The organism is Streptomyces sp. YGL11-2 (assembly GCF_050054615.1).
Classification (GTDB): domain Bacteria; phylum Actinomycetota; class Actinomycetes; order Streptomycetales; family Streptomycetaceae; genus Streptomyces.
On sequence record NZ_JBNHIN010000018.1, the window covers coordinates 56,318 to 68,671 of the forward strand.

A 12,354-nucleotide genomic window follows, 5' to 3' on the forward strand; every position below is an offset into this window, starting at 1 on the left:
CGAGGGCGAATTCGAGGTGGTCCAGCCCGCGCGGGCCCGTCCGCGTCGGCTCCGGCGCCACCTCCGGCAGCCAGGGGTGCCGGAGGTGGACCAGCGGCGTACGGATGGCCAGCGCCACCGGGTCCCCGGTCGGTTCCGCGGTGAGGTCGATCCCGCCGGTCGCGGCGTCCACCGTGAGGTCCACCCGGTCGTCCCGGCTCGTCACACAGCGGTAGAGCGACGCGGGTCCGGTGCGCAGTTCCCTGGCCACCTGGCGTACCGAGACCGCTGCCAGCCCGCCGGCGTCGGCCAGCCGGATCTCGGCCGCGGTGAACTGCCCGCGGCTGCCGCCGGCGGCGTACATCTCGGTGACCTCACGGGCGGTGACCCATCACACCATGTCGAAGTCGCGCACGCCGCAGTCGCGGAAGGTGCCGCCGGAGACGGCCACGCTCTCCGCCGGCGGCAGCGCGGGGCCAGGGTGGTGGACCGGACGGTGTGCAGCGGCCCGGCTTCGCTGCCGAGGACGGGCTTGCGCTCGGCCGAACAGCCCGCGTAGAAGCGGCGGTTGCAGCCGATCCGACCTCGACGTCTCGGGCGTGGAATGCGCCGATCCGACCACGTCCCGGAATTCCTACGGCCACCGCACCACAGCGTCGCGACGCTACGGGCCGCCGGCGCCACCGTGTGCCTCGGCGCCGGCGGTTCGTCCCGCACGCGCCGAAGTAATGGGGACCCGGGCGCGCACCCGTGGCACGCGGCGCTCGACGCCCTGCCCGCCTGAACGGGCGTACGGAAGCCGTCTGCACCTTCCCGGCACCGCTGGACGGGCATTCTCAGACAGGCGTGCTCTACTGCCGCAACATCGCATCTTTCCACCACACGGAGGAGAAGTTCCAGATGAAGCAGAGCCGGACATCTGCGCCTGTGCCGTCACCCTCGCCGACCACCGCCGACCAACCGGCGGTCAGCCGGCGATGGGTGCTGGCCGGCCTGGCGGCAGCCGCGCCGGTGGTGCTCGCCGGCTGCGGCGGCCACAAGGGAGGTGGCAAGAAGGCGGCGACCGAGCCCTCCGGCGCACCTGCCGCCGGAATCGCCGCGTCCGACGGCACCGTCATCATGATCATCAGGCATGGCGAGAAGCCGGACTCCCAGCACCCCGGCATCGACGAGCACGGCCACAAGGACCACAAGTCCCTCACCCAGCGCGGCTGGGACCGGGCCAACGCGCTGCCCAAGCTCTTCGACCCGCCGCAGGGTCAACCCCTGCCGGCCGGCATCGTGCGCCCGCGGACGATCTACGCCGCCACCGACCAGGGCCCCAACGCGGGCGCCCACCGCATGCGGCAGACGGTCACGCCGCTGGCCCGCAAGATGGGCGTCAAGCTGGATCTGACGTATGCCGAGTCCCAGGAAGCCGCCCTGGCCAAGGCGGCCGTGACCGCCACCCAGCCGGTGCTGATCTGCTGGGAGCACAGCCGCATCCCCGGCATCGTCAAGGCCCTCGGCGCATCCGGCTCCGGCGCCCCCGCCGAATGGCCGGACCGTTTCGACCTCGTCTGGGTCTTCACCCACACCAAGGGCACCTGGCACTTCCGCCAGGTCAACCAGCACCTGCTGCCAGGAGACGCATAGCGGCGACGTACGACGACGCGGACTGCGCGGAGCGCCGGGGGCCCGCCGCGCACCCGGCAGCCGGACCACCGCGGAATCCCCCGTGCCGTCACCCCAGGGGTTGAGCAGGCATGCCGACCCGAGGGTTGATGCGAGCGCACCCCGCCGGGTGGTGCACTGTTCTCCGGAATCGGTACTCGACCCGGACCGGGAACGGCAGGCATGAGGGGAGCCGGCATGAGGGGATTCAAGGAGTACGCGTCAGCGGGATGTCAGCCGCGGGTCGCGGCCAGGAGATCGATGACCTCCGCGGTCGTCCCGCTCTCGCCGAGACGGGGGAAGATGCGCTCGATACTGTTGCGGTGAGCCTCGGGATCCACGTCGCTCATGGCGTCGGTGGCCAGCGTGACGTGGTAGCCGTGCTCGTGAGCGGCGCGGGCGGTGGATTCCACGCCGATGCTGGTGGCGACACCGCCGAGGACGATCTGGGTGATGCCACGGCGGCGCAGCTGAAGATCGAGGTCGGTGCCGTGGAAGGCACCCCAGTTGCGCTTGGTGACGAGGATGTCCTCGGGGTGGCCGGACAGTTCGTCGACGATGGTGTCCCAGCCCGGGGGCGGGGTGGCGTTCCGCTGCGGGGTCTCCGTGCGCCCCGGTAGGCGATCCGCTCCGTCGGCCGCGGCGGTGACCCGTACGAGGACGACCGGAGCGCCGTGGGAGCGGAAGGCGTCGGCGAGTCGGGCCGCGCGGGAGACGACTTCTTCACCGCTGTGCGGGACGGCCGGGAGGCCGACGATGCCGCGTTGCAGGTCGATCAGGACGAGTGCGGTACGTGTGTCAAGAGTGGTGAGGGACATGAGATGTGTGGGTCTTTCTGAGAGGTGACGAACGTGACCTGGTGAGGGATGTGCAGTGATGGGACGTGATGAGCAGTGCCCCTGGGCGGGGTGTGCCCGTGGGCGGGCATCTTCCGTGGCGGGGGTGACCTGGTGGGAATCGCCTGCTGCGGAAGGGAGTTGGCGGCGTGGCCCTTAATCGGCTCTTCCTTTCCGGTCGGCCGGGCCACCGGCTCTGTCGGTGCCCGCCACGCCTTCCGCATCCGCCGGGCCGTGCGTATCCACCCCTCCGTCCGCGCCGTCCGTCGCTGAAGTATCCGGCCGGTTCGGGCGGTTCGGGCGGCGCAGTGAGCGGTCCAGGGCGGTGGCCATCAGGAGCAGTACGGCGCCGCCGAGCATGAAGAGGGCGAGGTGGTGCAGGCCGGTGGTCTGGGCACGGTGGGGGAAGAAGGCGGCGTCGGCGGCGGAGGCGATCATCGCGCCGAGGTAGGTGAAGGTGCGCAGCAACCCGGAGGCGGAGCCCATCCGTTCGGGGTCGGCCTGGTGGTAGAGGGCGCTCTGGTTGGCGAGGCCGATGAGGCCCTGAGGGATGCCCATGAGGGTGCTGACGGCGATGAGCAACCAGACCGCGCAGGTGGGGTGGACGAGCAGGAGCGTGCCGCAGGCGGCGCTCTGGACGGTGCTGCCGATGAGGAGTTTGGCGCGCAGCGCCTGGTGGCGTCCGGTGATGCCGCTGACGACCAATGCGCTCAAGGAGAGCGGCAGCAGGACCAGTCCGGCCTGGGACGCGTGCAGGCCGCGGGCTTGTTCGAGCCATTGCGTGAAGCCGTAGAGGAACGCGTAGGAGGCGGTGTAACTGAGGACTTGGCGCGCGAAGGTGGCCTGCAGCGGGGCGCTGCCGGCGAGGAGTCGCAGGTCGACAAAGGGTTCCGCGACGCGGAGTTCGCGTGCCACGAAGGCGGTTGCCGCCGCGCCGGCGAGCACCAGCAGGTAGCCGTGGGCTGCCTGAGGGCGCATCAGGAAGAGCATGAGGGAGGTGAGCAGTGCGGCGAACAGCGCCATTCCCAAGAGGTCCACGCGACGGCTCAGGCGTGCGGTCCGGGCACCGTCCGCCGGATCGGGAGCCGGAGACTTCGGCAGGCGCCGGGCACCGAGGATGAGGCAGGCCAGGGAGAGCGGGACGTTGACGGTGAAGACGGTGCGCCAGCCGCCGACGCCGATCAGCGCTCCACCGAGGGTGGGGCCGATGACCGCGATGGTCTGGGTGGCCACGGCGAGCGCGGTCAGCACGCCTGCGGGGCCGTCGTGGCCGGTGCGCCGAGCCTCGCTGCGGGTGAGGTACATGGAGGCGGGATAGGCGGCCGAGGTGCCGAGGCCGAGGAGGACCCGGGCGGCGATCAGCGCGTCGAGGGAGGGAGCGAGGGCGCCGAGAAGTCCGGCGATGCCCACCAGTGCCGTACCGGTGAGGTAGAGGCGGCGCGGCCCGTACGTGTCGACCAGCCGCCCCATGACGGGCTGGCCGACGGCGGTGGCCAGATAGAGCGCGGAGACCAGCCAGGCCGTCTGCGACGGGGGTGCCCCGAAGGCGGTCCCGATCGGCACCAGGGCAACCGCGATCATCGAGGAGTTGACCGGGTTCAGCACCGACCCCAGGATCATCGGGCTGATCAACTTGCGGTCGAAGTCCTGCGGCGAGCCGCCGGGAGGCCGGCGCGGGGCGCGGGCGCGGCGTATGAGCCTGGCGCTCACGGCTGAGCGAGGCGTTCCAGGAGGGTCATCGCCTCGATGACCCTGCGGCGCTCGTCCTCCGTGAAGCGGTCCTGGAGGGCGCGGGCCAGCCATTCCTCGCGGGCCTGCCGGTTGTCCGCGACGCGCGCGCGGCCGGCGGCGGTCAGAGTGACCAGCTGCCGGCGGCCGTCCGCGGGGTCCGGGTGGCGCTCGATCAGCCCGTGCTGGGCGAGCGCCGCGAGGGTGGCCGCCATCGACTGGGGACGGACCCCCTCCGCGGCGGCCAGGGCACTGGCGGAGGAGTCCTCGCTCTTGCCGAGCACGGTGAGTGCGGAGGTCTGGGAGGGGGTGAGGTCCTGGGTGTCGGCGATCTCCCTGAGCCGGCGTCGCAGGCGGCTGAACACCACGCGCAGATCACGGGCCGCACGCACGGCCGACTCGGAGATCCCCTCGGGGTTTGTTGCCATGTCTCGACGGTAATTCCTTCAGTCCAGGCTGTCCAGTTCAAGCTGCACAGTTCCATCTGTCTATTTTGGACTGTGCAGATTGGTCCGCGCAGGCTGAGCCGTCTTGGGCTGCGCGGCATGGGCCGTGTGTCAGGACCGTGTACCGGGACTGCGGAAGCCGCGCGATCGGCCGATACCGTCCGAACCGATCGCCTCACGCAGCGCCCCCCGCCCCCCCATTCCCCGTCCTCGTCCCGCGCCCCCGTCGCGAGGGCAACCGCTCCGGTGCGGCTGTGACCCGTGCCCTTTGCGCCCTGGGAATGTGTGCCCCATGACTCCAGCGCCTGGTCACCCCAGGGCCCGGTCGAGGTTGAATGCCGCGCTGATCAGTGCCAGGTGCGTGAACGCCTGGGGGAAATTGCCGATCTGTTCGCCGGTGCGGCCGATTTCCTCGGCGTAGAGGCCGAGGTGGTTGGCGTACGTGAGCATCTTTTCGAAGGCGAGGCGGGCCTCGTCGATGCGGCCGGCGCGGGACAGCGCCTCGACGTACCAGAACGAGCAGATCGAGAAGGTGCCCTCTTCGCCGCGCAGTCCGTCCGGGCTGCTCTTGGGGTCGTAGCGGTAGACCAGCGAGTCGGACACCAGCTCCTCGCCCAACACGTCCAGAGTGGAGAGCCATTTCGGATCGGTCGGGGAGATGAACTTGGCCAGCGGCATCATCAGTACGGCGGCGTCGAGGACATCGTCGCCCTCGTGCTGGACGAACGCCCTGCGCTCGACGGACCAGCCGCGCTGCATGATGCGCCGGTAGATCGCATCGCGGGCCCGGGCCCAGCGGAGTGTGTCCGCGGGCAGTCCGCGGTGCCTGGCGATCCGCATGGCCCGTTCGATGGCCACCCAGCACATCAGCTGCGAGTACAGGAAGTTCTGGATCTTGCCCCGGGTCTCCCAGATCCCCTCGTCGGGCTGATCCCAGTTGTCGCAGACCCAGTTGACCAGTCCGCTGACGGTGTCCCAGTGTTCGCTGGAGAGCGGTTGCCCCCATTTGTCGTAGAGGTAGAGGGAGTCGATGAGGGCACCGTAGATATCGAGCTGGAGCTGGTCGACGGCGTTGTTGCCGATCCGTACGGGGGCGGATCCCAAGTGGCCTTCCAGGTGGAGGAGTTCTTCCTCGGGGAGTTCGCGGCGGCCGTCGATGCCGTACATGATCTGGAGCGGGCCTTGGGCGCAGTCCTTGAGGCAGATCTTGTGCGAGAGGAAGTGCACGAAGGACTCCGCTTCGTCGGTGAAGCCGAGTCGGAGCAGCGCGTAGATGCAGAATGCGGCGTCGCGGACCCAGGCGTAGCGGTAGTCCCAGTTGCGCTCGCCGCCGATCTGTTCGGGCAGGCTGGTCGTCGGCGCGGCCACGATGGCGCCGGTCGGCGCGTACGTGAGGAGCTTGAGGGTGAGCGCGGAGCGGTGCACCATCTCCCGCCAGCGCCCTCGGTAGCGGGAGTGCGAGAGCCAGGCACGCCAGTACCGGACCGTGGCGCCGAACAGCTGCTCGGCCTCCAGTACCGCACAGGACCGCGGCTCGACGCCGTTGCCGATCCGGTCCAGTGCGAAGACCGCGACCTCGCCCTCGGCCAGGGTGAACGAGGAGCAGGCGTCCGGGCCGTTGATCTCGACCGGGACACTGGACGTCAGCGCGAGGGAGAGATCCTCGGAGTCGAACACGGTCAGGCCGCTCTCGGTGCGCACCCGGTGCGGTCGCCGACCGTAGTCGAACCGGGGCGCCACCCGTACGCTGAACGGCAGCGAGCCGCGCACGCACAGCACCCGCCGGATCAGCCGGTGCCGGTCCGCCTCGCGCGAGTCGTCCACGATCGGCATGAAGTCCTGGACCTCGCCGACGCCGTGGTCCGCGAAGAACCGGGTGATCAGGATGTTGGTGTCGGGGAAGTAGAACTGCTTGGTCCGGGCCGGCACATCGGGCGAGAGCTCGAACGCGCCGCCCCGGTCGGCGTCCAGGATCGCCGCGAAGACGCTGGGCGCGTCGAAACGGGTGCAGCAGTACCAGTCGATGGTGCCGTTCGTACCGACGAGGGCGGCGGTACGCATGTCGCCGATCAGGCCGTGCTCGGCGATGGGGACGTAGCGGGGCGCGTCCGCCTTGCTGGGGCGGAGGCTCGCAGTGGGCGTCATGGGGCCTCCCCTGCGCTGGGTCCACGAGCAGGAGCAGTGGATTCAGGCTACCTCCGGGGGGTGCGGCGGGCGAGCGGCGTCAAGATCGCGTAAGGGCCGCCCGGCCCTCCGCCGCCCCGTTGCTGCACAGCGCGCCGCCCCGCCTGCCGAGCCCGTAAGGGAGCCGCAAATTCGGTACGCGACAGGGCTCGTTGCGCTCCGCGACGGCCTAAATTCAACCGCGACCAAGGCTGCCGCCGAGTGCTCGCGGCCGACGGGCGTACCCGGCGCCGGCAGACCACCAGGCACCGTGCCCAGCCCTACCCGCCCCCGGGTCCGCAGCCCGGACTCCGGACCCGGATCGCGCCACCCCCCACCGTCCTCCCAGAAAGTGCCCGCATGGCTCCCGCCCCACCCCACGCCCCCGCCTCGCCGACCGATTCGGCGGACGGCACGGCCGGCATCCCCTCCCAGGGCGCTCCGAGCCCCAGAGGCCGGCGACACAGACGACGGGCGCCGGCCGGGCTCTTCGATGCGAGGGTGCTGCTCACGTCCCTCCCGGAAGCGCTGCGCAAACTGCACCCGCGGGCGCTGGCGGCCAACCCGGTGCTCTTCGTCGTGGCCTGCGGCTCGCTCCTGACCACCCTGTCCGCGCTGCTCAACCCGTCCGTCTTCACCTGGGTGATCAGCGGCTGGCTGTGGCTGACGGTGATCTTCGCCAACCTCGCCGAGGCGGTCGCCGAGGGCCGCGGCAAAGCCCAGGCCGCCTCGCTGCGCCGGGCCCGTACGGACATCACGGCGCGGCGGCTGCGCAACAACTGGCGGGTCGGCATCGACGTCGGGCACGCCGAGACCGAGAGCGTGCCGGCCTCCGAGCTGCAGCCCTTCGACTTCGTGCTGGTCGAGGCCGGCGAGGCGGTCCCGGCGGACGGGGAGGTGGTCGAGGGGGTCGCCGCGGTCGACGAGTCGGCGGTCACCGGTGAATCCGCGCCGGTCATCCGGGAGTCGGGCGGCGACCGTTCCGGCGTGACCGGCGGCACCACCGTGCTGTCGGACCGGATCGTCGTCCGGGTCACCTCGCGTGCCGGGCACTCCTTCCTCGACCGGATGATCGCGCTGGTCGAGGGCGCGGCCCGGAAGCGGACCCCGAACGAGATCGCGCTGCACATCCTGCTCGCCTCGCTCACCATCGTCTTCATCCTGGTCGTCGTCACCCTCCAGCCGATGGCCTCCTACGCCGGTGCGGAACAGGAGACGGCGGTGCTGGTCGCACTGCTCGTCACGCTGATCCCGACCACCATCGGCGCGCTGCTCTCGGCGATCGGCATCGCCGGGATGGACCGCCTCGTCCAGCGCAACGTGCTGGCGATGTCGGGCCGCGCGGTCGAGGCCGCCGGCGACATCAACACCCTGCTGCTCGACAAGACCGGAACCATCACGCTCGGCAATCGCGAGGCGGTCGCGTTCGTACCGCTGCCCGGTCTGGACGAACTCCCGCTCGCGGACGCCGCGCAGCTGTCCTCACTGGCCGACGAGACGCCCGAGGGCCGTTCCGTCGTCGTCCTCGCCAAGAACAAGTACGGGCTGCAGGCACCGGCCGAAGGGGAGTTGGAGTTCGCCGAGTACGTCCCGTTCAGTGCGCAGACGCGGATGAGCGGTGTCGATCTGCGCTGGGCGGACGGTACCCGCTGCCTGATCCGCAAGGGCGCGGCCGGGCAGGTCATCGAGTGGGTCGGCCGACGGGGTGGCGAAGTGCCCGCCGAGGCGCGGATGTTCAGCGACGCGATCAGCTCGTCCGGGGGTACCCCGCTGCTGGTGGCGGTGCACGACCGGTTCGGGCCGCGGGTGCTGGGCGTCATCCACCTCAAGGACGTCGTCAAGGAGGGCATCCGCGAACGCTTCGCGGAGCTGCGCCGGATGGGCATCCGCACGGTGATGATCACCGGTGACAATCCGCTGACCGCGCGGGCCATCGCCCAGGAAGCGGGGGTCGACGACTATCTGGCCGAGGCCACCCCGGAGGACAAGCTCGCGCTGATCACCGAGGAGCAGGAGGGCGGCAAACTCGTCGCGATGACCGGCGACGGGACGAACGACGCCCCGGCGCTCGCACAGGCGGACGTCGGTGTGGCGATGAACACCGGCACCTCGGCCGCCAAGGAGGCCGGGAACATGGTGGACCTGGACTCGAACCCGACCAAGCTCATCGAGATCGTCGAGATCGGCAAGCAACTCCTCATCACGCGGGGTGCGCTGACGACCTTCTCGATCACCAACGACGTCGCCAAATACTTCGCGATCATCCCGGCGATGTTCGCCGGCGCCTACCCCGGGCTGGCCGAGCTGAACGTGATGGGCCTGCACAGCCCGACCTCGGCGATCACCTCCGCGATCATCTTCAACGCGCTCATCATCGTGGCGCTGATCCCCCTCGCGCTGCGCGGGGTGCGCTACACCCCCACGTCCGCCCATGACCTGCTGCGCCGCAATCTCGCTTTCTACGGGCTCGGCGGCCTGATCGCGCCGTTCATCGGCATCAAGCTCATCGATCTGGTGATCTCCGAGATCCCGGGCCTGGGCTGACCGCGGCGGGCGCCCGTGGGGACACGTCAGCCGACGTGCACCCGCGGGCGCCGGTTGCGGTCCGGTTCGGCCTCGCGCAGCACCTCGCGGGTGACCGGCGCGACCTCGCCCTGGCCGAAGAGGAAGAACCGCAGGAACTGGGCGAACGGATTGCCCTCCGTCCACTCGAAGTAGATGTGCGGTCGCCGCCCCGTGGTGTCGCGGACGTAGAGCAGCAGCGCGGCCAGCGCGTTGGAGATGGTGGAGCTCTCCAGGCACAGGACGCGGTAGCGGCCGTGCATCACTAGGCCGCGGACCCGCAACTCGCTCTCGAACTCGGACGGGTCGCCGACGGTGACCTCGACGAAGACCAGGTCGTCCTCGGCCGGGATGTCGTTGTCCGCACGGATCTGCTGGGCCTTGTCGCGGTACTCGGCCAGGCCGCGCTGGTCCGCTCCCTTGGCGATGAACCGGATCCGGCGCTGGGCGATGTCGCGGACGAACCGCGCGGCCGTGTCGTCGAGGACCACGTTGGTCACCCGCAGCTCGAAGGCGCGGGCGAGCCGGGAGAGGAACGACAGCAGGATGATGCCGGCGATGAAGCAGGCACCGATCTTGACGCCGTCGGGGCGCTCGATGACGTTGGTGACGGTGGTGTAGAGGAACACCACGGAGATCACGGCGAAGCCGATCGTCCAGCCGCGCTGCTGGGCGCGCCGTGCGGCGATGGTCACCGCGATCGCGGCGGAGCTGATCAGCACCAGGACACCGGTGGCGTAGGCGCCGCCCTGGGCGTCCACGTCGGCGTCGAAGAGCCAGGTCACCAGGAACGCGACCGCGGTGAAGACCAGCACCATCGGACGTACGGCGCGGGCCCAGTGGGGCGCCATGCCGTAGCGCGGCAGGTACTGGGGCATCAGGTTCAGCAGCCCGGCCATCGCCGAGGCGCCGGCGAACCACAGGATGGCGATGGTGGAGATGTCGTAGACGGTGCCGAAGGCGGAGCCCAGGTACTCGTGGGCCAGGTAGGCCAGCGCGCGCCCGTTGGCCGCCCCGCCGGGCTTGAACGCGGGCGCGGGGATCAGCAGCGTGGTGATGAAGCTCGTGATGATGAGGAAGACGCTCATGATGACGGCGGCGGTGGTCAGCAGCTTCTTCGCACCGCGAATGCGGCCCACCGGACGCTCTTCGGTGTCCCCCGCCTCCCCTTCGATGTGCGGCATGACCGCCACACCGGTCTCGAACCCGGACAGGCCCAGCGCCAGTTTGGGGAAGACGAGCAGTGACACCCCGACCATCGCCGCGATGTTGCCGTGCTGCACGGTCAGCGCCTGCGACCAGTCGGTGATGACATGCTCCGCGGAGATCAGGTGCATCAGCCCCACGACGACCACGACCACGTTGAGTGCGAGGTAGAGCCCCACGAGCACGACCGCGACCCCGATCGCCTCCAGGAACCCCTTGAGGAACACCGCGCCCAGCAGGGCGACCAGGATCAGCGTGATGACCATCTGTTGGCCGTGCAGTGCGTTGGTGAGGTGCGGATTCTCCACCAGGTGGGTCGCGGCGTCGGCCGCCGACAGGGTGATGGTGATCAGGAAGTCGGTGGCGGCGAAGCCCAGCAGCGTCAGGACGAACAGCTTGCCCTTCCAGAAGGACAGCAGCCGTTCCAGCATCGCGATCGAGCCCTGGCCGTGCGGGCTCTCCTTCGCCACCCGGTGGTAGACCGGCAGCGCACCGGCGAGCGTCACCACCACCAGGACGAGGGTGGCGATCGGCGACAGCAGACCCGCGGCCAGGGCGGCGATGCCCGGTTGGTACCCCAGTGTCGAGAAATAGTCCACGCCGGTCAGGCACATCACCCGCCACCAGCGCTGGCCCTCATGGGCCGGTTCCGGTGCGGCGGCCTGCGGCTCCTCGTGGTGCTTGGCCATGTCAGCCAGGCCCTCCAGCATCCACGCGCGCAACCGATGCCGTGCTGAGGCCCCGGAGGAAGGTCCGGCAGGGGCAGAGGCGGCCATCATGTGCTCCTGTCGTACGCCGAACGGATCCAGCCATCTTCGCGGCGGTCAGGTTAGCGTACGCACATCCGGAGTCCTCGACGTGACGTTCGACACCTCCCGGGGCTCGTGTCTCCAGAGGGGACGGATGATGCGGCGTCCTGCTCTCCGTCAGGTCCGTCCGGCTCGCCCCGTCACGTAGTGCACGTACTCCTGCGCCAGACGGAAGCCGGCCGTCCAGGCGAGGAGCCTGCTGGGTCGGTTGTCACGGGAGCAGGTCCAGGTCGGGGTGCGCCCGCGCGCGGCGATGTCCCGGCAGAGCGCGGTGACGCAAGCGAGGGCAAGACGCTGCCGGCGCGCGTCGGCGACGGTGACGCAGGCGATGTCCTCGTAGGCGGTGCCCTGGAAGAAGGTGCAGGCGACGGCGAGGAGCCGTTCCGGCTGCCCGAGGTGAGCCTTGCGGAACGCCGCCCAGCCGGCTCCGGACGCGGCGAGTCCGGCCGGTCCGCCCCAACTGGCGTGGATCCACGCGGTGTCCGGATCCAGCGCGGCCAGCCCCGGGGCGTCCCCGGGCACCAGCCGGCGGACCGTCACCCCGCGCGGCGTCCGCTGCGTCGCGACGGGGACACGTTGCACGTACACCATCCGCTCCCACGGCACGACCAGCTCGAAGGCACGGCCGAGCACCGGCAGGAAGCCGGCAGGGGCCTGTACGTACCGGGCGGCGAGGCCGTCGAGGGCGGCGGGCTCCAGGGCCTGCGGGTCACCGCGCAGCACGAGGTGGTCGGCGCAGGCCACGGCCAGTGCGCGGGGGCCGGTGGCGCGGTCCGTCCACCACCGGCCGACCCCGGAGGTCCGCACATGCTCGGCCAGCGCCCGCGCACCGGGCGGACCGCTGGCGAACCACCCTTCCAGAGAGGGCATTTGTTCCGGCAGCACGCCGGTTCCGCCCACGAGTTCCCGCACCATGTGTCTCCTCCGCTCGTTCCGTGTCGCGGTGGCGGGGCGGCTCACCGGGAGCCGCCC

8 protein-coding genes are annotated in these 12,354 nt (G+C 70.7%); 2 read left to right on the forward strand and 6 right to left on the reverse strand.

Annotation, left to right across the window (positions count from 1 at the left end; translation table 11 throughout):
* Positions 1-879: 879 nt before the first annotated feature.
* Positions 880-1,614 (forward strand): hypothetical protein, encoded by a 735-nt coding sequence (locus ACO1BR_RS21475; RefSeq protein ID WP_426796695.1) that lies wholly within the window; start codon positions 880-882, stop codon positions 1,612-1,614.
* A 251-nt stretch (positions 1,615-1,865) separates the two neighbouring features.
* Here the strand turns inward: ACO1BR_RS21475 and ACO1BR_RS21480 are convergent, their stop codons facing one another.
* The 4 genes from ACO1BR_RS21480 to ACO1BR_RS21495 form a co-directional block, all read right to left on the reverse strand.
* Positions 1,866-2,450 carry a hydrolase gene (locus ACO1BR_RS21480; protein ID WP_426796696.1) on the reverse strand — a complete coding sequence of 195 codons (585 nt, stop codon included), beginning with the start codon at positions 2,448-2,450 and terminating at the stop codon, positions 1,866-1,868.
* 174 nt (positions 2,451-2,624) lie between these two features.
* Positions 2,625-4,178 (reverse strand): MFS transporter, encoded by a 1,554-nt coding sequence (locus ACO1BR_RS21485; protein ID WP_426796697.1) that lies wholly within the window; start codon positions 4,176-4,178, stop codon positions 2,625-2,627.
* Positions 4,175-4,624 (reverse strand): MarR family winged helix-turn-helix transcriptional regulator, encoded by a 450-nt coding sequence (locus tag ACO1BR_RS21490; RefSeq protein WP_426796698.1) that lies wholly within the window; start codon positions 4,622-4,624, stop codon positions 4,175-4,177. Before ACO1BR_RS21490 ends, ACO1BR_RS21485 begins: the two co-directional genes overlap by 4 nt.
* Before the next feature lie 327 nt (positions 4,625-4,951).
* Positions 4,952-6,787 (reverse strand): glycoside hydrolase family 15 protein, encoded by a 1,836-nt coding sequence (locus ACO1BR_RS21495; RefSeq protein ID WP_426796699.1) that lies wholly within the window; start codon positions 6,785-6,787, stop codon positions 4,952-4,954.
* Between the two features lie 378 nt (positions 6,788-7,165).
* Here ACO1BR_RS21495 and kdpB point away from each other — a divergent pair, with 378 nt between their 5' ends.
* Complete coding sequence (gene kdpB, locus ACO1BR_RS21500; protein WP_426796700.1) at positions 7,166-9,349, forward strand: potassium-transporting ATPase subunit KdpB; 2,184 nt, start codon at positions 7,166-7,168, stop codon at positions 9,347-9,349.
* A 26-nt stretch (positions 9,350-9,375) separates the two neighbouring features.
* Here the strand turns inward: kdpB and ACO1BR_RS21505 are convergent, their stop codons facing one another.
* Together ACO1BR_RS21505 and ACO1BR_RS21510 are read right to left on the reverse strand one after the other, a co-directional pair.
* On the reverse strand, positions 9,376-11,349 hold the full coding sequence (locus ACO1BR_RS21505) for an amino acid transporter (RefSeq protein ID WP_426796701.1): 1,974 nt from the start codon (positions 11,347-11,349) through the stop codon (positions 9,376-9,378).
* 150 nt (positions 11,350-11,499) lie between these two features.
* The gene (locus tag ACO1BR_RS21510; protein ID WP_426796787.1) at positions 11,500-12,297 is read right to left on the reverse strand and encodes a GNAT family N-acetyltransferase; all 798 of its coding nucleotides are present in this window, start codon (positions 12,295-12,297) and stop codon (positions 11,500-11,502) included.
* Positions 12,298-12,354 lie beyond the last annotated feature (57 nt).

What these genes read in the sequence shown, in the direction of transcription:
- ACO1BR_RS21475 (WP_426796695.1), top strand. Translation starts at nt 880, where the DNA reads ATGAAGCAGAGCCGGACATCTGCGCCTGTGCCGTCACCCTCGCCGACC.
- ACO1BR_RS21480 (WP_426796696.1), bottom strand. Translation starts at nt 2,450, where the DNA reads ATGTCCCTCACCACTCTTGACACACGTACCGCACTCGTCCTGATCGAC.
- ACO1BR_RS21490 (WP_426796698.1), bottom strand. Translation starts at nt 4,624, where the DNA reads ATGGCAACAAACCCCGAGGGGATCTCCGAGTCGGCCGTGCGTGCGGCC.
- ACO1BR_RS21495 (WP_426796699.1), bottom strand. Translation starts at nt 6,787, where the DNA reads ATGACGCCCACTGCGAGCCTCCGCCCCAGCAAGGCGGACGCGCCCCGC.
- kdpB (WP_426796700.1), top strand. Translation starts at nt 7,166, where the DNA reads ATGGCTCCCGCCCCACCCCACGCCCCCGCCTCGCCGACCGATTCGGCG.
- ACO1BR_RS21505 (WP_426796701.1), bottom strand. Translation starts at nt 11,349, where the DNA reads ATGGCCGCCTCTGCCCCTGCCGGACCTTCCTCCGGGGCCTCAGCACGG.
- ACO1BR_RS21510 (WP_426796787.1), bottom strand. Translation starts at nt 12,297, where the DNA reads ATGGTGCGGGAACTCGTGGGCGGAACCGGCGTGCTGCCGGAACAAATG.